Origin of the sequence: Streptomyces sp. NPDC089919, from assembly GCF_040684615.1 — a bacterium.
GTDB lineage: Bacteria > Actinomycetota > Actinomycetes > Streptomycetales > Streptomycetaceae > Streptomyces.
This window is the reverse complement of record NZ_JBFBGK010000032.1, coordinates 40,181-62,087: the sequence shown is the minus strand read 5'-3', so window position 1 is coordinate 62,087 and position 21,907 is coordinate 40,181. Positions and strand designations below refer to the sequence as shown.

Here is a 21,907-nt window from a genome sequence, read left to right as displayed (position 1 = left end):
CCACCAAGATCCACTTCGTGGGGGTGCGTGCGGGAGATTCGGTGCCGGAGGTGGTGCCGGATGGACGCACGACAGGCACACGAGCACGGACCCACCGCAGCCGGGGCGCGCCGCGCCCTGGGGCGGTACGGCGAGGAACTGGCCGCCCGCCGGCTGACCGAGGCCGGGATGACGGTGATCGCGCGGAACTGGCGGTGCCGGGGCGGCGAGATCGACATCATCGCCCGGGAGGCCGACGCGCTGGTCTTCTGCGAGGTCAAGACCCGGCGCGCCGGATCCTTCGAACACCCCATGGCGGCCGTCCGGGCCGGCAAGGCCGACCGGCTGCGCCGCCTCGCCGAGCGCTGGCTCGCCGACCACGGCGGACCCCCGTCCGGCGGCGTGCGGATCGACCTCGTCGGAGTCGTCCTGCCCCGCCGCGGAGCCCCCGTGGTGGAACACGTCAGGGGGGCCGCCTGATGGGCTTCGCCCGCGCCTGCTCGGTGGCCCTCGTCGGCGTCGAAGGCGTCGTGGTCGAGGTCCAGGCCGACCTCGAACCAGGCGTCGCCGCCTTCACCCTCGTCGGCCTGCCCGACAAGACCCTCGTCGAGAGCCGCGACCGGGTCCGGGCGGCGGTGGTGAACTCCGGCGCCGAATGGCCCCAGAAGAAGCTGACCGTCGGACTCAGCCCGGCCGCCGTCCCCAAGAGCGGCTCCGGCTTCGACCTCGCCGTGGCCGTCGCCGTCCTCGGCGCCGCCGAACTGGTCGACCCCCGCGAGATCGCCGACCTCGTCCTCATCGGCGAGCTGGGACTCGACGGCCGGGTCCGGCCCGTCCAGGGCATCCTGCCCGCCGTGCTCGCCGCCGCCGAGGCCGGCCACCGCCAGGTCGTCGTCCCCGAGCAGTGCGCCGCCGAGGCCGCCCTCGTCCCGGAGGTCTCCGTCCTCGGGGTGCGCAGCCTGCGGCAGCTCATCGCCGTCCTGACCGACGGCGAGGTGCCCCAGGAAGAACCACCCCCGGTGCCCGCCCGGCCCGACCCGCTGGCCGCCGGACTGCTCGCCGCCGGCGCCGTCCTCGGCAGCGGCCACACCCACGGCACCGGCCCGGGAAACCGGCCCGACCTGGCCGACGTCGCCGGACAGCCGGCCGCCCGCCGCGCCCTGGAGGTCGCCGCCGCCGGCGGCCACCACCTCTTCCTCACCGGGCCACCGGGAGCGGGCAAGACCATGCTCGCCGAACGCCTCCCGGCGATCCTGCCGCCGCTCACCCGCGCCCAGTCCCTCGAAGCCACCGCCGTCCACTCCGTCGCCGGGATCCTCCCGCCCGGCGAACCCCTGGTCACCACCGCCCCCTACTGCGCCCCGCACCACTCCGCCACCATGCAGTCCCTCGTCGGCGGCGGGAACGGCCTGCCCCGGCCCGGCGCGGTCTCCCTGGCCCACTGCGGAGTGCTCTTCCTCGACGAGGCGCCCGAGTTCAGCCCCAAGACCCTCGACGCCCTCCGGCAACCGCTGGAGTCCGGCCAGGTCGTGATCGCCCGCGCCGCCGGCGTGGTCCGGCTGCCCGCCCGGTTCCTCCTCGTCATGGCCGCCAACCCCTGCCCCTGCGGCCGGCACACCCTCCTCGGCGCCGGCTGCGAATGCCCCGCCTCCGTCGTCCGCCGGTACCAGGCCAGACTCTCCGGACCCCTGCTCGACCGGGTCGACCTGCGCGTCGAGGTGGAACCGGTCGGCCGGGCCGACCTGCTCGGCGCGGGCGGCCGCGGCGAAAGCACCGCGGCCGTGGCCGAGCGGGTCCGCGCCGCCCGCGCCCGCACCGCCGACCGCCTCGCCGGCACCCCCTGGACCACCAACGCCGAGATCCCCGGCCACGAACTCCGCACCCGCTGGCAGGCCGCGCCCGGCGCCCTCGGCCCCGCGGAGCGGGACCTGGAGCGCGGCCTGCTCACCGCCCGCGGCCTGGACCGCGTCCTGCGGGTCGCCTGGACCGTCGCCGACCTCTGCGGTCGCGACCGCCCCGAGGCCGTCGACGTCGCCCTCGCCCTGGAGTTGCGCACCGGCGTCGCCCGCGGCGTCCCGCGCGGCCTGGAGGCCCTGTCATGAGCGAGCACACCGCCCGCGCCGCCCTGACCCGGGTCCTGGAACCGGGCGAGGAGCACGCCGGCCGCTGGCTGCGCCGGTTCGGCGCCGAAGGACTCCTGCACGTCCTGCGGGAGCCCGGAACCGCCGCACCCGAACTGACCGGAGTGGGCGCCGACCGGCTGGCCGGCTACCGCAGACGCGCCCTGGCGGCCGACCCCGACCGGGACCTGGAGACCGCCGCGGCCGCCGGCGCCCGCTTCATCGGACCGCAGGACCCCGAGTGGCCCAGCCAGCTCGACGACCTCGCGGACGCCCGGCCGATCGGACTCTGGCTGCGCGGCCCCCACAACCTCCGCATGTGGGCGCTGCGTTCGGTCGCCGTGGTCGGCGCCCGGGCCTGCACGCCCTACGGCGCCCAGATGGCCGCCACCCTCGGCGCCGGCCTCGCCGAGCAGGGCTGGGTCGTCCTGTCCGGCGCCGCCTACGGCATCGACGGCGCGGCCCACCGCGGGGTCCTGGCCGCCGGCGGCGCCACCGCCGCGGTGCTCGCCTGCGGGGTCGACACCGGCTACCCCCGGGGACACGCCGGCCTGCTGCGCCGGATCGCCCGGCAGGGCCTGCTGATCGGCGAGCTGCCACCGGGCAGCCATCCCACGCCCAGCCGCTTCGTGCTCCGCAACCGCGTCATCGCCGCCCTCAGCCGCGGCACCGTGGTCGTCGAAGCCGCCCTGCGCAGCGGCTCCCTGGTCACCGCCCGGGCCGCGCAGCGCCTGGGCCGGGCCACCATGGGCGTACCCGGCCCGGCCACCAGCGCCCTCTCCGCCGGGGTCCACGAACTCCTGCGCGGCGAGGCGGTGCTGGTCACCGACGCGGCCGAGATCGTGGAACTGGTCGGCGACATGGGGGAGCTGGCCCCCGCCCGCCGCGGCCCGGTCCTCGCCCGCGACCTGCTGCCGCCCGCCGCGACCCGGGTCCTCGAAGCCCTCCCGTACGGACGCACGGTCGGCGCCGGGGAGGTGGCCTTCGCGGCCGGCACCGACACCGATGAAGTCATCGGCAGACTGTACGAACTTCACTCTCTGGGGTTTGTCGAACGGCATGGCGATGACTGGCGGCTGACCACTCCGCCGGATGACCCCGGAGGGCAATCCTCCGACCCCCGGCGAGGCGGTCCTTGACCTGGGGCGTTCCGGTGAAAGGGTGAAGCCGATGAGATACGCCGTCCTCCCGGTGGCACCCGCCGGGCCCGCGCGCGAGGCGCGGGCCCCGGACCGTCGGCGCCGCTCCGGCCGCCCGTGTACCGACGCGCGATCCCGTACTCTTCGCGCACCGCGACCTTCCAGTCACGCTCCGCTCCTCCCGAGGATCCCGACAGCAGAACGGCTCAAGGCGACGCATGCCCCAGCACACCTCCGGGTCTGACCGCGCTGCGGTGACCCCCGCTGCCCGCGGCAGTGTGCGGGCCCCCGCCCCTTCGTCCCTCGACGAGCTCTGGCGGTCGTACAAGGACACCGGCGACGAGCGGCTGCGGGAGCAGCTGATCCTGCACTACTCGCCGCTGGTCAAGTACGTGGCGGGCCGGGTGAGCGTCGGCCTGCCGCCCAACGTCGAACAGGCCGACTTCGTCTCCTCCGGTGTCTTCGGACTCATCGACGCCATCGAGAAGTTCGACATCGAGCGGTCCATCAAGTTCGAGACCTACGCCATCACCCGGATCCGCGGCGCGATGATCGACGAACTCCGCGCCCTGGACTGGATCCCCCGCTCGGTGCGCCAGAAGGCCCGGGCCGTGGAGCGGGCCTACGCCACCCTGGAAGCGCAGCTGCGCCGCACGCCCACCGAGTGCGAGGTCGCCGGCGAGATGGGCATCGCGGTCGAGGAACTGCACGCCGTTTTCAGCCAGTTGTCACTGGCGAACGTCGTCGCCCTGGAAGAGCTGCTGCACGTCGGCGGCGAGGGCGGCGACCGGCTCTCGCTGATGGACACCCTCGAGGACACCGCCGCCGACAACCCCGTCGAGGTCGCCGAGGACCGGGAGCTGCGCCGGCTGCTGGCCCGGGCCATCAACACCCTGCCCGAGCGGGAGAAGACGGTGGTGACCCTCTACTACTACGAAGGCCTCACCCTCGCCGAGATCGGGAACGTCCTCGGCGTCACCGAGAGCCGGGTGAGCCAGATCCACACCAAGTCCGTCCTCCAGCTCCGGGCCAAACTCGCGGACGTCGGCCGCTGAACCCTGCTGGATCCCCCGAACCCTCCGTAAAGTGGTCGGGTGCCCAGGATTCGAGCGGCCTCGGTGGCCGAGCACCGGACGATGCAGCGCGGCGCCCTGCTGGACGCCGCGCGATCCCTGCTGTCCGAGGGAGGCACGGACGCGCTGACGTTCCCCGCCCTCGCCGAGCGGACCGGGCTGGCCCGCTCCTCCGTCTACGAGTACTTCCGCTCCCGGGCGGCCGTGGTCGAAGAGCTGTGCGCGGTGGACTTCCCCGTCTGGGCCGCCGAGATCGAGGCCGCCATGGCCGCGGCCGACACCGCCGAGGCGAAGATCGAGGCGTACGTGCGCCGCCAGCTGGCGCTGGTGGGGGACCGCCGGCACCGCGCGGTGGTGGCCATCTCCGCCAGCGAGCTGGACGCCGGCGCCCGCGAGAAGATCCGCGCCGCCCACGGCGGCCTGGTGGCGATGGTCGTGGCGGCGCTGGGCGCCCTCGGCCACGACCAGCCACGGCTGGCCGCCTTGCTCCTGCAGGGCATCGTCGACGCCGCGGTACGCCGCATCGAGCTCGGCGCGGCGGAAGACCCCGAGGGCATCACGGACGCGGCGGTCACCATGGCCCTGCGAGGCGTCCGGGGCTGACCCGGGCCCGGCCCCTTCCCTCCCCCGCCCCCGCCCTCTCCCTCCCCCTCCCCGCCTCTTCGCCGCGGCGCAGGGTTCGCCTGGGTCAGTCGCTGTCGCGGGGGAGGGGGAGGAGGCGGGGGGTCGGGTGGGGGAGCAGGAGGAGGGGGTTCAGGTAGGTGTCGCCGGCCAGGAGGCCCCAGTGGAGGCAGGGGGTCGGGCAGTGGGTGCCCGCTTCCGTGCGGGCGACCAGCTGGCCGCGGGTGACCCGGTCGCCCGCCGCGACGAGGGGGCGGACCGGTTCGTAGGTGGTGCGCAGTGCGGTGCCCGCGAGGGTGAGCGAGAGCACCCCGCGGCCGCCCACCCGTCCGGCGTAATGCACCCGGCCGTCGGCGACCGCGCGGACCGGGGTGCCCGGGGGTGCGGCGAGGTCCACGCCGCGGTGGCCGGCCGTGTACGGGGTGGGTGGCGGGTGCCAGCCGCGGAGCAGGTGCAGCGGGGCGGGCAGCGGTCGCGCCCGGCCGGGCGGGGGAGCGGCAGCCGGGGTCGGGGCGGGCGTCGGAGCCGGGGTCGGTAGCAGGGCCAGGAGCACGGTGAGCAGCAGGGTGAACGGCAGGGTCGTCATGGCCGCAGGATGGCGTGGGGCGGGCCGGCGGGGGGCCGGGCTGTGGACGGGGAGGGCCCTGTGGACAGGCGCGTCACCCGGCACCGGCCCCGGTCCCGTACACTTCTTGTGGCGATCCGGGTCACCGGGTCGACTTCGCACGCCCCGCCACCTGGTCGATCACGACCGGTGGCCGCGCTCCTCGGTCCCTCGTGGCACGGCGCGTCGGGGCGTCAGGCGCGACCGCCGTCCGGTGGTCGCGACAACCGAGCAATCAAGGAGTACGGCCATGGCCGTCGTCACGATGCGGGAGCTGCTGGAGAGCGGCGTCCACTTCGGTCACCAGACCCGTCGCTGGAACCCGAAGATGAAGCGCTTCATCTTCACCGAGCGCAACGGCATCTACATCATCGACCTGCTCCAGTCGCTGTCGTACATCGACCGCGCCTACGAGTTCGTCAAGGAGACCGTTGCCCACGGCGGCTCCATCATGTTCGTCGGCACCAAGAAGCAGGCGCAGGAGGCGATCGCCGAGCAGGCGACCCGCGTCGGCATGCCCTACGTCAACCAGCGCTGGCTGGGCGGCATGCTCACCAACTTCTCCACCGTCTACAAGCGCCTTCAGCGTCTGAAGGAGCTCGAGGCGATCGACTTCGAGGACGTGGCCGCCTCCGGCCTCACCAAGAAGGAGCTCCTGGTCCTCTCCCGCGAGAAGGCCAAGCTGGAGAAGACCCTCGGTGGTATCCGCGAGATGCAGAAGGTGCCGAGCGCCGTCTGGATCGTCGACACCAAGAAGGAGCACATCGCCGTCGGTGAGGCGCGCAAGCTCCACATCCCGGTCGTCGCGATCCTCGACACCAACTGCGACCCCGACGAGGTCGACTACAAGATCCCGGGCAACGACGACGCGATCCGCTCCGTCACCCTGCTCACCCGCGTGATCGCCGACGCCGTCGCCGAGGGCCTCATCGCCCGTTCCGGCGTCGCCACCGGTGACTCGAAGCCGGGCGACAAGGTCGTCGGCGAGCCGCTCGCCGAGTGGGAGCGCGACCTGCTCGAGGGTGAGAAGAAGGCGGACGAGGCTCCGGCCGCCGCCGAGGCTCCGGCCGTCGAGGCCCCGGCCGCCGAGGCCGAGGCTCCGGCCGCCGACGCCGAGCAGGCCTGACCCACTGAGGGGGCCCGGCGTTCACGCGCCGGGCACTCACAGCACGGACGATGACGGCGGGGGCGGTGCCACGAGCACCGGCCCCCGCCGTTCACCCGTAGATCTACGACTTCGAGAGAGAATCACAGACTCATGGCGAACTACACCGCCGCTGACGTCAAGAAGCTCCGCGAGCTCACCGGCGCCGGCATGATGGACTGCAAGAAGGCCCTGGACGAGGCCGATGGCAGCGTCGACAAGGCCGTCGAGGCCCTGCGCATCAAGGGCCAGAAGGGCGTCGCCAAGCGCGAGGGCCGCTCTGCCGAGAACGGCGCCGTCGTCTCCCTCATCGCCGACGACAACACCGCGGGTGTCCTCGTCGAGCTGAAGTGCGAGACCGACTTCGTCGCCAAGGGTGACAAGTTCCAGTCCGTCGCCGCCGACATCGCCCAGCACGTGGCCGCCACCTCCCCGGCGGACATCGAGGCGCTGCTCGCCTCCGAGATCGAGGCCGGCAAGACCGTCCAGGCGTTCGTCGACGAGGCCAACGCCAACCTGGGCGAGAAGATCGTCCTGGACCGCTTCGCGCAGTACGCCGACGGCTTCGTCTACGCGTACATGCACCGCACCATGCCCGACCTGCCCCCGCAGATCGGTGTCCTGGTCGAGCTGGACAAGGCCGACGCCGACCTCGCCAAGGGCATCGCGCAGCACATCGCCGCGTTCGCCCCGAAGTACCTGGCCAAGGAAGACGTCCCGGCCGAGGTCGTCGAGTCCGAGCGCCGCGTCGCCGAGGAGACCACCCGCGCCGAGGGCAAGCCCGAGGCCGCCCTCCCGAAGATCGTCGAGGGTCGCGTCAACGGCTTCTTCAAGGAGGCCACCCTCCTCGGCCAGCCGTACGCGCTGGACAACAAGAAGTCCGTCCAGCAGATCCTGGCCGACGCCGGTGTCACCCTGAAGCGCTTCACCCGCATCAAGGTCGGCATCTGAGTCCGTCCGTACGCGACGGACACCGGACCCCGGTAGGGTCTGAGGCAGTCGTCCGCGCTCGCGCAGGACGACCGCAGATCTGACGAGGAGGCCATTGCCGCACAGGGAACCGCAAGGACCCCCCGGCAATGGCCTTCTTCGTATGTGCACGAGGAGATCTCCATGAATCAGGGCGTGGATTCCCACACCGCTTCCGACGACAAGAGCGACCACGACAAGAAGGGCCGCCGCTTCATGCTGAAGCTGTCGGGCGAGGCCTTCTCCGGCGGCGGGGGCCTGGGTGTCGACCCCGACGTCGTGCACGCCATCGCGCGTGAGATCGCGGCCGTGGTCCGCGACGGCGCCGAGATCGCCGTGGTCATCGGCGGCGGCAACTTCTTCCGCGGCGCCGAGCTGCAGCAGCGCGGCATGGACCGGGCCCGGTCCGACTACATGGGCATGCTCGGCACGGTCATGAACTGCCTCGCCCTCCAGGACTTCCTGGAGAAGGAAGGCATCGACTCCCGGGTCCAGACCGCCATCACCATGGGCCAGGTCGCCGAGCCGTACATCCCGCTGCGCGCCGTGCGCCACCTGGAGAAGGGCCGCGTCGTCATCTTCGGCGCCGGCATGGGCATGCCCTACTTCTCCACGGACACCACCGCCGCCCAGCGCGCCCTGGAGATCGACGCCGAGGCCCTGCTCATGGGCAAGAACGGCGTGGACGGCGTCTACGACTCCGACCCGAAGGCCAACCCGGACGCGGTCAAGTTCGACGCGCTCGAGTACGGCGAGGTGCTCTCCCGCGACCTGAAGGTCGCCGACGCCACCGCCATCACGCTGTGCCGCGACAACAAGCTCCCGATCCTCGTCTTCGAGCTGCTCGCGGAAGGGAATATCGCGCGCGCCGTCAAGGGTGAGAAGATCGGCACGCTCGTGAGCGATCAGGGCACCCGGGCCTGACCGTGCCCGCCCCCCGCCTGAACCATCCATTCAAGACATGCAGGAGCACGTGGTGATCGAAGAAATCCTCCTCGAGGCCGAGGAGAAGATGGAGAAGGCCGTCGTGGTGGCCAAGGAGGACTTCGCCGCGATCCGCACCGGCCGTGCGCACCCGGCGATGTTCAACAAGATCGTGGCGGACTACTACGGCGCCATCACGCCCATCAACCAGCTCGCGTCCTTCTCGGTGCCCGAGCCGCGCATGGCCGTGGTCACCCCGTTCGACAAGAGCGCCCTGCGCAACATCGAGCAGGCCATCCGCGACTCGGACCTGGGCGTCAACCCCAGCAACGACGGCAACATCATCCGCGTGACGTTCCCGGAGCTGACCCAGGACCGCCGCAAGGAGTACATCAAGGTCGCGCGCACCAAGGCCGAGGACTCCAAGATCTCGATCCGCTCCGTGCGCCGCAAGGCCAAGGACGCCCTTGACAAGCTGGTCAAGGACAAGGAGGCCGGCGAGGACGAGGTGCGTCGCGCCGAGAAGGAGCTCGACGACACCACGAACAAGTACGTGGCCCAGGTCGACGAGCTGCTGAAGCACAAGGAAGCCGAGCTCCTCGAGGTCTGATGAACGACTCTCCCTGGGCGGCGGAGCCGGTTCCGGCGGGTCCCGCATACGATGCGTACGCAGGCCAGCACACTCGGCCCATGCCCATCGTGCCCGACCCCGCTGGATCAGACTTCGAAGACCGGGAAGCACGCGAGAGGGGGGCCGCCCCGCTGGACGGCCCCCTGTTCCGCGACGAGACGCCGCCGCAGGAGCCCATGCCCACGCCGCCACCGCAGGCCCCCCAGGACGCCCCGCAGCCACCGCAGAAGAAGCGGGCGGGGCGGGACCTGCGCGCCGCCATAGGGGTCGGCGTCGGCCTCGGGGCGGTGATCTTCGCTTCGCTGTTCATCGTCAAGGCCGTGTTCATCGGCGTCATCGCCGTCGCGGTGGTCGTCGGCCTGTGGGAGCTCACCTCCCGGCTCCAGGAGCAGAAGGGCATCAAGGCGCCGCTGGTACCGCTCGCGGTCGGCGGCGCGGCGATGGTCGTCGCGGGCTACGTCCGGGGCGCCGAGGGCGCCTGGGTCGCGATGGCCCTGACCGCCCTGGCGGTGCTCGTGTGGCGGATGACGGAGCCCCCCGAGGGCTACCTGAAGGACGTCACGGCGGGTGTCTTCGCGGCGTTCTACGTGCCCTTCCTGGCCACCTTCGTGGCCATGCTGCTGACCGCCGACGACGGCCCGCAGCGGGTGGTCACCTTCCTGGTGCTCACGGTCGTCAGCGACACCGGCGCCTACGCGGTGGGCTGGCGCTTCGGCAAGCACAAGCTCGCCCCCCGCATCAGCCCCGGCAAGACCCGCGAGGGCCTGTTCGGAGCGGTGGCCTTCGCGATGGTGGCCGGCGCGCTGTGCATGCAGTTCCTGATCGACGACGGCTCCTGGTGGCAGGGCCTGCTGCTGGGCCTCGCGGTGGCGGTCAGCGCCACCCTGGGTGACCTGGGCGAGTCGATGATCAAGCGGGACCTGGGCATCAAGGACATGGGCACGCTGCTGCCGGGTCACGGCGGCATCATGGACCGGCTGGACTCCCTGCTGCCGACGGCCCCGGTGGTGTGGCTGCTGCTGGCGCTCTTCGTCGGCACGGGCTGACCGACGGGACCGGGTTACCCTGGAAAGGCGCGCTGCTTCTTGCGGCGCGCCTTTCGTCTTACGAGGAGTACCTGCCATGGCCCGCCCCGTCCCGGGAGAACTGACCTTCGTCGCGCCCAAGGGAGCGAAGAAGCCGCCCCGGCACCTGGCCGACCTCACGCCGGCCGAGCGGCGCGAGGCGGTGGCCGCGATCGGCGAGAAGCCGTTCCGCGCCAAGCAGCTCTCCACCCACTACTTCGCGCGCTACGCGCACGACCCGGCCGAGTGGACCGACATCCCGGCCGGCTCCCGGGAGAAGCTCCAGCAGGAGCTGCTGCCGGACCTCATGTCCGTCATCCGGCACATCAGCTGCGACGACGACACCACCCGCAAGACCCTGTGGAAGCTGCACGACGGCACCCTCGTCGAGTCCGTGCTGATGCGCTACCCCGACCGGGTGACGATGTGCATCTCCTCCCAGGCCGGCTGCGGCATGAACTGCCCGTTCTGCGCCACCGGCCAGGCGGGCCTGGACCGCAACCTGTCCACCGCCGAGATCGTGCACCAGATCGTCGACGGCATGCGGGCACTGCGGGACGGCGAGGTGCCCGGCGGCCCGGCCCGGCTCTCCAACATCGTCTTCATGGGCATGGGCGAGCCGCTGGCCAACTACAAGCGCGTGGTCGGCGCCATCCGCCGGCTCACCGACCCCGAGCCCGACGGCCTGGGCCTGTCCCAGCGGGGCATCACCGTCTCCACCGTCGGCCTGGTCCCGGCGATGCTGCGGTTCGCCGACGAGGGCTTCAAGTGCCGCCTCGCGGTCTCGCTGCACGCCCCCGACGACGAGCTGCGCGACACCCTCGTGCCCGTGAACACCCGCTGGAAGGTCCGCGAGGTCCTGGACGCGGCCTGGGAGTACGCGGAGAAGTCCGGCCGCCGCATCTCCATCGAGTACGCGCTGATCCGCGACATCAACGACCAGGCCTGGCGGGGCGACCTGCTCGGCCGGCTGCTCAAGGGCAAGCGGGTGCACGTCAACCTGATCCCGCTGAACCCCACCCCCGGCTCCAAGTGGACCGCCTCCCGGCCCGAGGACGAGCGGGCCTTCGTCCAGGCGATCGCCAACCACGGCGTGCCGGTCACCGTCCGCGACACCCGGGGCCAGGAGATCGACGGAGCGTGCGGTCAGCTCGCGGCCAGCGAGCGGTAACCTGGCTCCCGTACATCTGCATATTCCGACAGGGGAGCGCCACAGCGCTGAGAGTGCGGGCACCGTCAAGCCGCAGACCCTCTGAACCTCGCCCGGGTCATTCCGGGTAGGAAGTTCGGTCATCACCTCAAGCTGTTGCGCCCTGCCCCGGCGTCCGCTCCTGATGAGCGCCGGGGCCGGGCCGCGTCTTCTCCTGGTCACTCCAGGAGGAATTTTCGTGAGCACCACCAAGAAGATGGCGGGCGCGGCGCTGGTCGCCGCCCTGGGCGTGTCGACGCTCACCGCCTGCGGCGGCGACGGCAAGGACAAGGCCGGGGCGGGCGAGTCGCCGAAGTCCACGACCGTCACCCTCGTCAGCCACGACTCCTTCAACGCCACCCCGGCGGTCCTGAAGGAGTTCGAGAAGCAGAGCGGCTACACCGTCAAGATCCTCAAGAGCGGGGACGCGGGCGCGGCGCTCAACCAGGAGATCCTCACCAAGGGCTCCCCGCGCGGGGACGTCTTCTTCGGCGTGGACAACACCCTGCTCTCGCGCGCCCTCGACAACGGCGTCTTCACCCCGTACGAGGCCAAGGGCCTGGCCGGGATCCCGGACGAGTACCAGCTCGACAAGGCGCAGCACCGGGTCACCCCGGTCGACTCCGGCGACATCTGCGTCAACTACGACAAGAAGTACTTCGCCGACAAGAAGCTGGCGCCCCCGGTCACCCTCGACGACCTGGTCAAGCCGGCGTACAAGAACCTCCTGGTCACCGAGAACGCCGCGACCTCCTCGCCCGGCCTCGGCTTCCTGCTGGCCTCCGTCGGCAAGTACGGCGAGCAGGGCTGGCAGGACTACTGGAGCAAGCTCAAGGCCAACGGCGTCGAGGTGGTCGACGGCTGGGAGCAGGCCTACAACGAGCGCTTCTCCGGCTCCGCCGGCGGCAAGAAGGCCAAGGCCGACCGCCCGCTGGTGGTCTCCTACGCCTCCAGCCCGCCGGTCGAGGTGCTGTACTCCGAGCCCCAGCCGGCCACCGCGCCGACCGGGGTGGCCACCGGCACCTGCTTCCGGCAGACCGAGTTCGCCGGCCTCCTGACGGGCGCGAAGAACGAGGCCGGCGGCAAGGCGCTGATCGACTTCCTGGTGAGCAAGAAGTTCCAGGAGGACATGCCGCTCCAGATGTTCGTCAACCCCGTCGTCAAGGACGCGAAGCTGCCGGCGCTCTTCACGAAGCACGGCGTGGTGATCGACAAGCCGTGGAACGTGGCCCCCGACGCCATCGCCAAGAACCGTGAGCAGTGGGTCAAGGCATGGTCCTCGCTCGTCCTGAAGTAACCGGGACGGCGGACGCCCGGGCGGGCCGGGACCCCCGGCCCGCCCGGCGCGCCACCGCGGTGCGGCTCGCCCTGATGGCCCTGCCGCTCGCCTTCTTCGGCCTGTTCTTCGCCTACCCCGTGGCCGCGATCGTGGGCCGGGGCCTCAAGACCGACGCCGGATGGCAGTTCGGCCGGATCGGCGAGACGCTGGCCCGGCCCGACATCGCCGACGTCCTGTGGTTCACCACCTGGCAGGCGCTCGCCTCGACCGCGCTGACCCTGCTGGTCGCGCTGCCCGGCGCGTACGTCTTCGCCCGCTTCGACTTCCCCGGCAAGCAGCTGCTGCGCGCCGTGGTGACCGTGCCGTTCGTGCTGCCCACGGTCGTGGTCGGGACCGCCTTCCTGGCGCTGGTCGGGCGCGGCGGGCTGCTCGACGAGCTGTGGGGCGTCCGGCTGGACACGACCGTGTGGGCCATCCTGCTCGCGCACGTGTTCTTCAACTACGCGGTGGTGGTGCGGACCGTCGGCGGCCTGTGGTCCCAACTGGACCCCCGCCAGGAGGAGGCCGCCCGGGTGCTCGGCGCGGGCCGGTTCGCGGCCTGGCGCCGGGTGACCCTGCCGGCGCTGGCGCCCGCGGTGGCCGCCGCCGCCCTGATGGTCTTCCTCTTCACCTTCACCTCCTTCGGCGTCGTGCAGATCCTCGGCGGGCCCGCGTACTCCACGCTCGAGGTGGAGGTGTACCGGCAGACGGCGCAGCTGCTCGACCTGCCGACCGCGGCCGTGCTCACGATGGTGCAGTTCGCCGCGGTGGGCGCGATCCTCGCCCTGCACGCCTGGACCGTGCGCAAGCGGGAGACCGCGCTGCGGCTGGTCGACCCGGCGCGGACCGCGCACCGGCCGCAGGGCGCCGGGCAGTGGGCGCTGCTCGGCGGGGTGCTGGCGACGGTGGCGCTGCTGGTCGTGCTGCCGCTGGGCGTCCTGGTGGAACGTTCCCTCGACGCGCCCGGCGGCTACGGCCTGGACTTCTACCGGGCCCTCCAGTCGGCCGACGGGGGCACCTTCCTCGTCCCGCCGCTGGAGGCCATCTGGAACTCCCTCCAGTACGCGCTTGCCGCCACCGGCATCGCGCTGCTGGTCGGAGGCCTGGCCGCGGCGGCGCTCACCAGGCGCGGCGGCAGGCTGGTGCGCGGCTTCGACGCGCTGCTGATGCTGCCCCTGGGGGTGTCCGCGGTGACCGTGGGCTTCGGCTTCCTGATCACCCTGGACGAGCCCCCGCTGGACCTGCGGACCTCCTGGATCCTGGTGCCGCTGGCGCAGGCCCTGGTCGGCGTGCCGTTCGTGGTCCGTACGATGCTCCCGGTCCTGCGGGCGGTGGACGGGCGGCTGCGCGAGGCGGCGGCCGTGCTCGGCGCCTCCCCGCTGCGGGCCTGGCGGGAGGTGGACCTGCCGCTGGTACGGCGGGCGCTGCTGATCGCCGCCGGGTTCGCCTTCGCGGTCTCGCTCGGGGAGTTCGGGGCGACCGTGTTCATCGCCCGGCCCGACCACCCGACCCTGCCGGTGGCCGTGGCCCGGCTGCTGGGCCGGGCGGGTGAGCTGAACTACGGGCAGGCGATGGCCCTGAGCACGATCCTGATGCTGGTGTGTGCGGTCTCGCTGCTGGTGCTGGAGCGCCTGCGGCCCGACAAGTCCGGGGAGTTCTGATGACCCTGCTGGAACTCGAGGACCTCACGGTGCGCTTCGGCGGCCGGGCGGTGCTCGACTCCGTCGGCCTGACCGTGGCCGAGCACGAGATCGTGTGCGTGCTCGGGCCCAGCGGCAGCGGCAAGTCCACCCTCCTGCGGGCGATCGCCGGACTCCAGCCGGCCGCCGGGCGGGTGCTGCTCGGCGGGGCCGACCAGGCCCCGGTGCCGGTGCACCGGCGCGGGGTCGGCCTGATGTTCCAGGACCACCAGCTCTTCCCGCAGCGGGACGTCGGCGGCAACGTCGCCTTCGGGCTACGGATGCACGGGGCCGGCAAGGCCGAACAGCGGGAGCGGGTCGCCGAACTGCTCGACCTGGTGGGGCTGCCGGGGTCGGAGCGCCGGGCCGTGGCCTCCCTGTCGGGCGGCGAGCAGCAGCGGGTGGCGCTGGCCCGGGCGCTGGCCCCCCGGCCCCGGCTCCTGATGCTCGACGAGCCGCTGGGCCAACTGGACCGGGGGCTGCGGGAGCGGCTGGTGGTGGAGCTGCGGGCGCTGTTCACCCGGCTGGGCACCACGGTCCTGGCGGTCACCCACGACCAGGGCGAGGCCTTCGCGCTCGCGGACCGGGTGGTGGTCATGCGGGACGGGCGGATCGCGCAGGCGGGCACGCCGCTGGAGGTGTGGCAGCGGCCGGCCTCCGAGTTCGTGGCCCGCTTCCTGGGCTTCGACAACGTGGTCCCGGCGACGGTGACGGGGCCCTCGGCGGATACGGCTTGGGGGAAGCTGCCCGTCCCCGACGGCTCCCGCCAGGGTTCCTGCCGGGTGCTGGTCCGGCCGGCGGGGGTCCGGATCGTCGGTGCCGACGCGGGGCTGCCGTGCGAGGTGGTCGCGCGGACCTTCCGGGGGTCGCACGTGGCGGTGACGCTGCGGCCGTGCGGGGGTGGGCCGGTCCTTGAGGCCGAGTGCGACCTCGGCGCCGCGCCGGCCCTCGCCGACCGGGTCGGCGTCACCTTCGCCGCCGCCGAGGTCGTCACCCTCCCGGCGGAGTAGCGGGGCTGGGCTGCCCTGCGGGGCTGGTTCCCCTCCCCGCCCTCCCCCAGACTCCGTCCGGGGGGACCCCCATCCCGAAACCGGTGGGCGGCTGCCCCCGGATCCCCCGCACCACCGCTGCGCGGCGGTCGCCTCAATCGCCGGCGGGGCTGGAAAATCCAGCCCCGCTGGGGGCACCTCCCAGCGGTAGCTGGGGGAGATTGAGGCGCGGGGTCCGGGGCGGAGCCCCAGTTCGGGAAGGGCGGGGAGGGGAAAGGCTCCGCGCAGCGGCTACGGGACCGGGACCGGGGCCCGGGCCGGGTCCCCGGCGGGGGCGGGCTGCGGGGCGTCGTGGGTGCCGTAGGCGGCTACGGCTACGGCGCCGGCGACGGCCAGGGCGAAGCCCAGGACGGCCAGCCAGCCGAGGCCGGCCCGCGAGGCGTCGCCCAGCCACAGGACGCCGATGGCCCCCGGCAGCACCGTCTCGCCGACCACCAGCGCCGCCGTCGCGCCGTTCACCGAGCCGATCTGCAGGGCGACCGTGTGCAGGTACATGCCGCCCACGCCGGCGATCACGATCGCGTACAGGGCCGGGTCGGCGAGCAGCGTCCCCAGGTCGAAGGGGTCCACCCCGTCCAGGATCCGCACCCCGACGCCCAGCGCGCCGAAGGCCAGACCGGACAGCAGGCCCGCCGGGATCGCGGCCCGCGCGCCGAGCAGCCGTACCGCCGCGGTACCGGCCAGCATCAGGGCGACCGTGACGGCCAGCAGCCACCAGTGGCCGGCCCGCGCGGTGTCGCCGGTGCCCTCGTGGCCCGCGGAGGTGGCCAGCAGGACCAGCGCCCCGCAGACCACGCCGATCGAGGCCCACTCCTTGCGGGTCAGGCGCAGCCCCAGCAGCCGCACGCTGAGCACCGCCGTGACGACCAGGTTGGCGCTGATGACCGTCTGCGAGAGGAACAGCGGCAGCAGCCGCGCCGCCAGCGCGCCCAGCCCGAAGCCGATGAAGTCCAGCACGGTGCCGAGGATGAACTCCCAGGTCATCGCCGCCTGGGCGGTGGAGGAGAGGTTCGGTCCGCCGTGCTGGGTCAGTCCGGCCTCGGCCGGCGCCTGCCGGGCGGCCCGGCGGGAGCCCACCGCTTGGAGGACCGACCCCGTGCCGTAGCAGAGGGAGGCCGCCACGGCGGTCAGCAGTCCTATGAGCACGGGTCGGCTCCGTTCGGGTGGGGCGGTCGCGGGTACCTCTGCCAGACGTCCGCAACGCCCCGGAGGTTGCCTCAGCCCATCGAGGAGAGCGCGTCCGGGACCTCGTCGACCGAGTCGACCAGGGCGATCCGCGACTCCATCGCCCGGTCCCGGGCCAGGGCCTGCAGCAGCGGCCAGGCCGGCAGCCGCTCCGTCCAGTGGGCCCGGTCGACCAGGACCATGGGCGTCGGCTCGCCCCTGGACCCGTAGTAGTTCGGCGTGGCGTTGTCGAAGATCTCCTGGACGGTGCCGGCCGCGCCGGGCAGGAAGACCACGCCCGCGGTGGAGCGCGCCAGCAGGCCGTCCTCGCGGGTGGCGTTGGCGAAGTACTTGGCGATGTGGCCGGCGAAGGCGTTCGGCGGCTCGTGGCCGTAGAACCAGGTCGGGATGCCGACCGAGTCCCCGCCGCCGGGCCAGGTGTCCCGGACGGCGAAGGCCGCCGAGGCCCAGTCGGTGACCGAGGGGGCGAAGGACGGGGCCTTGGCGAGCAGGTCGAGGGCGGCGGGCAGGGCCCCGTCCTCGAAGGGGGCCAGGTACGCGCCCAGGTTGGCCGCCTCCATCGCACCCGGGCCGCCGCCGGTGGCGATCGTGCGGCCGCCGCGGGCCAGCGTCCGGGCCAGCCGGGCGGTGCCCGCGTACGCCTCGCCGCCCCGGGCCATCGCGTGTCCGCCCATCACGCCCACCACCGGGGCCCCGGCCAGGTGCTCGTCCAGGGCGTCCGACACGGCGTCGTCGTGCACGGAGCGGAGCATCGAGGAGAAGATGTCGCCGTCGGCCCTGGTCTGCTGGAACCACGCGTACGACTGTGCGTCCGGGGTGGCCTCGTACCCGCCCTCGGCCAGCCCCGCGAACAGCTCCTCGGGGGTGTACAGCAGCCCCCGGTACGGGTCGAAGGGCAGGTCGGGGACGGGCGGGAAGACCAGTGCGCCGTCCGCACGGACCTTGGCGGCGGCGTCCGGCTCCATCGGGCAGCCGAGGAACACCGCCGTGGCGGTGTCCGCGGACAGCAGCGCGAAGGTGCGCTCAAGCAGGTTGACCGACTGGATCCGGTAGCCGCTCAGGGACCCCCGGACGATCACCCGGTCGAACTCGGCGAGGGTCTCGATCTCCATGTCTTCACTGGCCATCCGGCAACCCTAAGCGCACCGTCCCCCTAACGGGTGAGGGCCCGCTCGGCCAGCTCCGTCACACCCCAGAGCACCGGCAGGCAGCCGGCGGCCAGCGCCGCGGTGCGCAGCACGGCCGCGGACCGCAGCGCGCCGGCCGGGGTGCCCAGCTCCAGCAGGCCCTCGCGGGTCCGGGCGCGGGCCTGGCGGGACTCCACGGCCGCGGTCAGCAGGGTGGCCGCGGCGCACACCCCGGCCAGGACCGCCGCCCCGGCGGTCAGCGGGTCCGAGGTCAGCAGGCCGGTGCGGGCGGCGGTCAGCAGCGCGGCGGCCACCGCGCACAGCACGCCCAGCGGCCGGCCGATCCGGCCCGCCTCCTCCTGGAGGCCCCGGCCGGCCAGCAGCCGCACCGCGCCCGGCCGGCCGAGCTGGACCAGCGCCCCGCAGCCGTACGCCAGGGCCGGCCCGGCCAGCGCCAGGCCGAGGGTGGTCAGGGCCCAGCCGGGCAGCCGGCCCGCGGTGCCGCCGCCGGCGTAGGCCAGCGCGGCGAGCCCGCAGGCGAAGGCCGCGACGCCCCAGGGCAGGGCCTGCTGGGGCGGCAGGGCGGCGCGCCGGCGCAGCGAGAGCGCCGCGCCCGCGGCCCCGGCGAGCGGGACCAGGGCCAGCAGGGTGAGCCCGGCAGCCACCGGGAAGGGCCGGTCGGCCCGCAGCGGGGCGGCCCCGGCCCCGTCGAAGGGCAGGCCGGTGAGGTCCCCGCGCAGGTGCAGGAAGCACAGCAGGGCCAGGGCGCTGCCGAGGGTGCAGGCGATGGCGGTGGAGATCGCGGCGACCAGGGTCAGCCGGCCTGGGCCCAGACCGGCCGCGCCCAGGTCCTCGCGGGGCCGGGCGGCCGGGTCGGCGCGGGCCACCACCACGGCGAAGTGGACGGTGAGCGCGAACGGCACCAGGCACCACAGCAGCCGCGGCACCGAGCCCTCGGGCCGGGCCACCGCACCGGCGAGCACGGCCAGCAGCAGGAAGCCGGTGCCGGCCGAGGCGCCGGCGACCAGCAGCCGGCGCAGCTGGACCAGGGGCCGGCCGCCCCGGGCTAGACGGAGACTGAGCACGCGGTGCGGCCTTCCGCTTCGCCGGGGCCGGAGGAGCCGGGGCCGGCGGCGCCCGCGCCGGCGGCCGGAGGCGCGGCGGGGGACCCGGCGAGGCGGCCGTCGAGGAGGGCGATCGTGCGGTCGGCCAGGGCGGTGGTCTCCGGGTCGTGGGTGGCGAGGACCACGGTGATGTCGTGGGAGCGGGCGGCGGTGGTCAGGGTCCGCAGCAGGAGCGCGCCTTCGGCGCGGTGCAGGGGCGCGGTCGGCTCGTCGGCGAAGACCACGGCCGGCTCGTTGACCAGCGCCCGGGCCAGGGCGACGCGCTGGGCCCGGGGCCGGTCCAGGGCGGCCGGCCGGCGGCGGGCGTGGGCCGCGATGTCCAGCCGGTCCAGCCATTCCAGGGCGGCCCGCTTGGCGGTGCGGTGCGGGGCGCCGGCGATCAGCAGGGGGAGGGCGGCGTTCTCCCAGACGTTCAGTTCGGGGACCAGGTGGGGCTCGGGGCCCAGCCAGCCGAAGCGGTCCCGGCGCAGCCGCTCGCGGGTGAGCGCGGTCATGGTGTGCACCGGCATGCTGTTGAACCACACCTCGCCCTCGTCGGGCCGCAGCCGGCCGGACAGGCAGTGCAGCAGCGTGGTCTTGCCGCTGCCGCGGGGGCCGGTGACGGCCAGCACCTCACCGGCGCGGACCCCCACCGAGAGGCCGGACAGGGCGGGGGACCCGCCGTGGGTGTGGTGCAGGGAGCGTGCCCAGAGCACGTCGTCGTCCGGCGGGGCCACCATGGCGTACACCTCGGTTCACATCGACTGCGGATCTTCGCTTCCGCATTTCCGTTTCCCCCGTCCGGGGGAACGAAGCGGCGGCCGATCGGTCACTGGGCACCGTATGGAGGGCGTCGGGGGAACTCCGGACAGCACACGGCCCGGACCCTCGCGTTCTCACTCGAACGGAGGATCCGGGCCGTGTGTCGGGCTGCGGTTCGTCAGGCGGGACGGGTGCCTGCGCGAACCTGCGCCGTCCTGGCTACAGCTTGGTCCACGCCTCGGTCAGCACCGACCGCAGGATCTGCTCGATCTCGTCGAACTGCTCCTGGGTGGAGACCAGCGGCGGGGCCAGCTGGATGACCGGGTCGCCGCGGTCGTCGGCCCGGCAGTACAGGCCGTTGTCGAAGAGGGCCTTGGAGAGGAAGCCGTAGAGCACGCGCTCCGTCTCCTCGTCCGAGAAGGACTCCTTGGTGTTCTTGTCCTTCACCAGCTCGATGCCGTAGAAGAAGCCGTTGCCGCGGACGTCGCCGACGATCGGCAGGTCGTGCAGCTTCTGCAGCGTCGACAGGAAGGCGCCCTCGTTGTCCAGCACGTGCTGGTTGAGGCCTTCCTTGTCGAAGATGTCGAGGTTGGCCAGGGCCACCGCCGAGGAGACCGGGTGGCCGCCGAAGGTGTAGCCGTGCAGGAAGGTGTTGTCGCCCTTGTAGAAGGGCTCCGCGATCTTGTCCGAGACGATGCAGGCACCGATCGGGGAGTAGCCCGAGGTCATGCCCTTCGCGCAGGTGATCATGTCCGGTACGTAGCCGAACTTGTCGCAGGCGAACATCGTGCCGAGGCGGCCGAAGGCGCAGATGACCTCGTCGGAGACGAGCAGCACGTCGTACTGGTCGCAGATCTCGCGGACCCGCTGGAAGTAGCCGGGCGGGGGCGGGAAGCAGCCGCCGGCGTTCTGCACGGGCTCGAGGAAGACGGCCGCGACGGTGTCGGGGCCCTCGAAGAGGATCTGCTGCTCGATCTGGTCGGCGGCCCAGCGGCCGAAGGCCTCCGGGTCGTCGCCGTGGATCGGGGCGCGGTAGATGTTGGTGTTCGGGACCTTGTGGGCGCCCGGCACCAGCGGCTCGAAGGGGGCCTTCAGGGCCGGCAGGCCCGTGATCGACAGGGCGCCCTGCGGGGTGCCGTGGTAGGCGACCGCACGCGAGATGACCTTGTACTTGGTGTGCTTGCCCTTGAGCTTGAAGTACTGCTTGGCCAGCTTCCACGCGGTCTCGACGGCCTCGCCGCCGCCGGTGGTGAAGAAGACCTTGTTCAGGTCGCCCGGGGCGTAGTGCGCCAGCCGCTCGGCCAGCTCCACGGCCTTGGGGTGCGCGTACGACCACACGGGGAAGAACGCGAGCTCCTGCGCCTGCTTGTAGGCGACCTCGGCCAGCTCCTTGCGGCCGTGACCGGCGTTGACCACGAACAGTCCGGCGAGACCGTCGAGGTAGCGCTTGCCCTTGTCGTCGTAGATGTAGGTGCCCTCGCCACGCACGATGGTGGGGACGGGGTTGTTCTCGTACGAGGACATGCGGGTGAAGTGCATCCACAGGTGGTCGTACGCGGTCTTGGACAGGTCCTGGGTCACGGTTATCGGGTTCCCCACATGTAGGTCTGCTTCTTCAGCCTCAGGTAAACGAAGCTTTCGGTGGAGCGCACGCCGGGGAGCGCACGGATCCGCTTGTTGATGGTTTCCAGCAGGTGGTCGTCGTCCTCACAGACGATCTCGACCATGAGGTCGAAGGAGCCCGCGGTCATGACCACGTACTCGCACTCGGCCATCGCGGCCAGCGCGTCGGCCACCGGGTCGAGGTCGCCCTCGACGTTGATGCCGACCATGGCCTGCCGTCGCAGGCCCACGGTGAGCGGGTCGGTGACGGCGACGATCTGCATGACGCCCTGGTCCAGGAGCTTCTGGACCCGCTGCCGGACGGCCGCCTCGGAGAGGCCCACCGCCTTGCCTATCGCTGCGTAGGGACGGCGTCCGTCCTCCTGCAGTTGCTCGATGATCGCCAGGGATACAGCATCGACCGAAGGGGTCGGCTGCCGGTTCCTGGCATCTGTGCTTCGACTGACCACGCCTTCACTGTGCACGAGGACTCGGCAGTTCCGCAAGACGGAACCGATGAAATTCGTTGTCGAGGGCTCCGGATCTCACGGATTCCGTAGTTTGTAGGGTCTCGCCCTGTCGAAAGCGGAGCCCCAGCGGCTAGGCTCTAGCCTTGTCTCAACCA

General features: G+C 72.9%; 21 protein-coding genes and 1 riboswitch. Of the genes, 14 read left to right on the top strand and 7 right to left on the bottom strand.

Translation table 11 applies throughout. The features are described from left to right. Positions 1-60: 60 nt before the first annotated feature. From AB0O40_RS15995 to AB0O40_RS15975, 5 genes are all read left to right on the top strand, one after another. Positions 61-459, top strand: coding sequence for a YraN family protein (locus tag AB0O40_RS15995; protein ID WP_365040919.1), 399 nt, complete (start codon positions 61-63; stop codon positions 457-459). After that, entirely contained in the window at positions 459-2,081 is a 1,623-nt protein-coding gene (locus tag AB0O40_RS15990; protein ID WP_365040916.1) for a YifB family Mg chelatase-like AAA ATPase, read from the top strand. The genes AB0O40_RS15995 and AB0O40_RS15990 overlap by 1 nt, the downstream gene beginning before the upstream one ends. Further along, complete coding sequence (gene dprA, locus AB0O40_RS15985) at positions 2,078-3,238, top strand: DNA-processing protein DprA (RefSeq protein ID WP_365040913.1); 1,161 nt, start codon at positions 2,078-2,080, stop codon at positions 3,236-3,238. The genes AB0O40_RS15990 and dprA overlap by 4 nt, the downstream gene beginning before the upstream one ends. Before the next feature lie 218 nt (positions 3,239-3,456). Further along, positions 3,457-4,293: an RNA polymerase sigma factor WhiG gene (gene whiG / locus AB0O40_RS15980; RefSeq protein ID WP_365040910.1), complete on the top strand. Its 837-nt coding sequence runs from the start codon at positions 3,457-3,459 to the stop codon at positions 4,291-4,293. 63 nt (positions 4,294-4,356) lie between these two features. After that, entirely contained in the window at positions 4,357-4,914 is a 558-nt protein-coding gene (locus AB0O40_RS15975; protein WP_365040967.1) for a helix-turn-helix domain-containing protein, read from the top strand. A gap of 85 nt (positions 4,915-4,999) precedes the next feature. Here the strand turns inward: AB0O40_RS15975 and AB0O40_RS15970 are convergent, their stop codons facing one another. Continuing rightward, positions 5,000-5,518, bottom strand: coding sequence for a M23 family metallopeptidase (locus tag AB0O40_RS15970; protein WP_365040907.1), 519 nt, complete (start codon positions 5,516-5,518; stop codon positions 5,000-5,002). A gap of 268 nt (positions 5,519-5,786) precedes the next feature. Here AB0O40_RS15970 and rpsB point away from each other — a divergent pair, with 268 nt between their 5' ends. The 9 genes from rpsB to AB0O40_RS15925 all read left to right on the top strand — a co-directional run bounded on the left by rpsB (position 5,787) and on the right by AB0O40_RS15925 (position 15,464). Further along, positions 5,787-6,662: a 30S ribosomal protein S2 gene (gene rpsB, locus AB0O40_RS15965; protein WP_365040905.1), complete on the top strand. Its 876-nt coding sequence runs from the start codon at positions 5,787-5,789 to the stop codon at positions 6,660-6,662. 132 nt (positions 6,663-6,794) lie between these two features. After that, a complete protein-coding gene (tsf, locus tag AB0O40_RS15960; protein ID WP_365040902.1) occupies positions 6,795-7,631 on the top strand; it encodes a translation elongation factor Ts in 837 nt (278 codons plus the stop codon). Between the two features lie 162 nt (positions 7,632-7,793). Beyond that, complete coding sequence (gene pyrH, locus AB0O40_RS15955) at positions 7,794-8,573, top strand: UMP kinase (protein ID WP_365040899.1); 780 nt, start codon at positions 7,794-7,796, stop codon at positions 8,571-8,573. 52 nt (positions 8,574-8,625) lie between these two features. Continuing rightward, entirely contained in the window at positions 8,626-9,183 is a 558-nt protein-coding gene (gene frr / locus AB0O40_RS15950) for a ribosome recycling factor (RefSeq protein ID WP_365040964.1), read from the top strand. Next, positions 9,183-10,250: a phosphatidate cytidylyltransferase gene (locus AB0O40_RS15945; protein ID WP_365040896.1), complete on the top strand. Its 1,068-nt coding sequence runs from the start codon at positions 9,183-9,185 to the stop codon at positions 10,248-10,250. Before frr ends, AB0O40_RS15945 begins: the two co-directional genes overlap by 1 nt. Before the next feature lie 76 nt (positions 10,251-10,326). Continuing rightward, positions 10,327-11,439, top strand: coding sequence for a 23S rRNA (adenine(2503)-C(2))-methyltransferase RlmN (gene rlmN / locus AB0O40_RS15940; RefSeq protein ID WP_365040893.1), 1,113 nt, complete (start codon positions 10,327-10,329; stop codon positions 11,437-11,439). Between the two features lie 20 nt (positions 11,440-11,459). After that, a riboswitch (TPP riboswitch) is annotated at positions 11,460-11,570 on the top strand. Positions 11,571-11,656: 86 nt separating this feature from the next. Then, positions 11,657-12,754 carry a thiamine ABC transporter substrate-binding protein gene (locus AB0O40_RS15935; protein WP_365040890.1) on the top strand — a complete coding sequence of 366 codons (1,098 nt, stop codon included), beginning with the start codon at positions 11,657-11,659 and terminating at the stop codon, positions 12,752-12,754. Between the two features lie 74 nt (positions 12,755-12,828). Continuing rightward, entirely contained in the window at positions 12,829-14,436 is a 1,608-nt protein-coding gene (locus AB0O40_RS15930; RefSeq protein ID WP_365040961.1) for an iron ABC transporter permease, read from the top strand. Further along, complete coding sequence (locus AB0O40_RS15925; RefSeq protein WP_365040887.1) at positions 14,436-15,464, top strand: ABC transporter ATP-binding protein; 1,029 nt, start codon at positions 14,436-14,438, stop codon at positions 15,462-15,464. The genes AB0O40_RS15930 and AB0O40_RS15925 overlap by 1 nt, the downstream gene beginning before the upstream one ends. Before the next feature lie 270 nt (positions 15,465-15,734). Here the strand turns inward: AB0O40_RS15925 and AB0O40_RS15920 are convergent, their stop codons facing one another. The 6 genes from AB0O40_RS15920 to AB0O40_RS15895 all read right to left on the bottom strand — a co-directional run bounded on the left by AB0O40_RS15920 (position 15,735) and on the right by AB0O40_RS15895 (position 21,767). Next, entirely contained in the window at positions 15,735-16,649 is a 915-nt protein-coding gene (locus AB0O40_RS15920) for a hypothetical protein (RefSeq protein WP_365040884.1), read from the bottom strand. Positions 16,650-16,720: 71 nt separating this feature from the next. Further along, the gene (locus tag AB0O40_RS15915) at positions 16,721-17,815 is read right to left on the bottom strand and encodes an LOG family protein (protein WP_365040881.1); all 1,095 of its coding nucleotides are present in this window, start codon (positions 17,813-17,815) and stop codon (positions 16,721-16,723) included. 26 nt (positions 17,816-17,841) lie between these two features. Beyond that, complete coding sequence (locus AB0O40_RS15910; protein ID WP_365040878.1) at positions 17,842-18,900, bottom strand: hypothetical protein; 1,059 nt, start codon at positions 18,898-18,900, stop codon at positions 17,842-17,844. Then, positions 18,882-19,658 carry an ATP-binding cassette domain-containing protein gene (locus tag AB0O40_RS15905; protein ID WP_365040875.1) on the bottom strand — a complete coding sequence of 259 codons (777 nt, stop codon included), beginning with the start codon at positions 19,656-19,658 and terminating at the stop codon, positions 18,882-18,884. Before AB0O40_RS15905 ends, AB0O40_RS15910 begins: the two co-directional genes overlap by 19 nt. Before the next feature lie 241 nt (positions 19,659-19,899). Beyond that, positions 19,900-21,279, bottom strand: a complete 1,380-nt coding sequence (locus AB0O40_RS15900; protein ID WP_365040872.1) for an aspartate aminotransferase family protein — start codon at positions 21,277-21,279, stop codon at positions 19,900-19,902. After that, on the bottom strand, positions 21,264-21,767 hold the full coding sequence (locus AB0O40_RS15895; RefSeq protein ID WP_365040869.1) for an Lrp/AsnC family transcriptional regulator: 504 nt from the start codon (positions 21,765-21,767) through the stop codon (positions 21,264-21,266). Before AB0O40_RS15895 ends, AB0O40_RS15900 begins: the two co-directional genes overlap by 16 nt. Positions 21,768-21,907: the final 140 nt, after the last annotated feature.

Excerpts from the sequence above, each read along its gene's own strand:
- AB0O40_RS15970 (WP_365040907.1), bottom strand. The coding sequence starts at position 5,518 with ATGACGACCCTGCCGTTCACCCTGCTGCTCACCGTGCTCCTGGCCCTG.
- AB0O40_RS15930 (WP_365040961.1), top strand. The coding sequence starts at position 12,829 with ATGGCCCTGCCGCTCGCCTTCTTCGGCCTGTTCTTCGCCTACCCCGTG.
- tsf (WP_365040902.1), top strand. The coding sequence starts at position 6,795 with ATGGCGAACTACACCGCCGCTGACGTCAAGAAGCTCCGCGAGCTCACC.
- pyrH (WP_365040899.1), top strand. The coding sequence starts at position 7,794 with ATGAATCAGGGCGTGGATTCCCACACCGCTTCCGACGACAAGAGCGAC.
- AB0O40_RS15925 (WP_365040887.1), top strand. The coding sequence starts at position 14,436 with ATGACCCTGCTGGAACTCGAGGACCTCACGGTGCGCTTCGGCGGCCGG.
- AB0O40_RS15995 (WP_365040919.1), top strand. The coding sequence starts at position 61 with ATGGACGCACGACAGGCACACGAGCACGGACCCACCGCAGCCGGGGCG.
- rpsB (WP_365040905.1), top strand. The coding sequence starts at position 5,787 with ATGGCCGTCGTCACGATGCGGGAGCTGCTGGAGAGCGGCGTCCACTTC.
- AB0O40_RS15915 (WP_365040881.1), bottom strand. The coding sequence starts at position 17,815 with ATGGCCAGTGAAGACATGGAGATCGAGACCCTCGCCGAGTTCGACCGG.
- AB0O40_RS15990 (WP_365040916.1), top strand. The coding sequence starts at position 459 with ATGGGCTTCGCCCGCGCCTGCTCGGTGGCCCTCGTCGGCGTCGAAGGC.
- AB0O40_RS15945 (WP_365040896.1), top strand. The coding sequence starts at position 9,183 with ATGAACGACTCTCCCTGGGCGGCGGAGCCGGTTCCGGCGGGTCCCGCA.
- AB0O40_RS15905 (WP_365040875.1), bottom strand. The coding sequence starts at position 19,658 with ATGGTGGCCCCGCCGGACGACGACGTGCTCTGGGCACGCTCCCTGCAC.
- dprA (WP_365040913.1), top strand. The coding sequence starts at position 2,078 with ATGAGCGAGCACACCGCCCGCGCCGCCCTGACCCGGGTCCTGGAACCG.
- whiG (WP_365040910.1), top strand. The coding sequence starts at position 3,457 with ATGCCCCAGCACACCTCCGGGTCTGACCGCGCTGCGGTGACCCCCGCT.
- rlmN (WP_365040893.1), top strand. The coding sequence starts at position 10,327 with ATGGCCCGCCCCGTCCCGGGAGAACTGACCTTCGTCGCGCCCAAGGGA.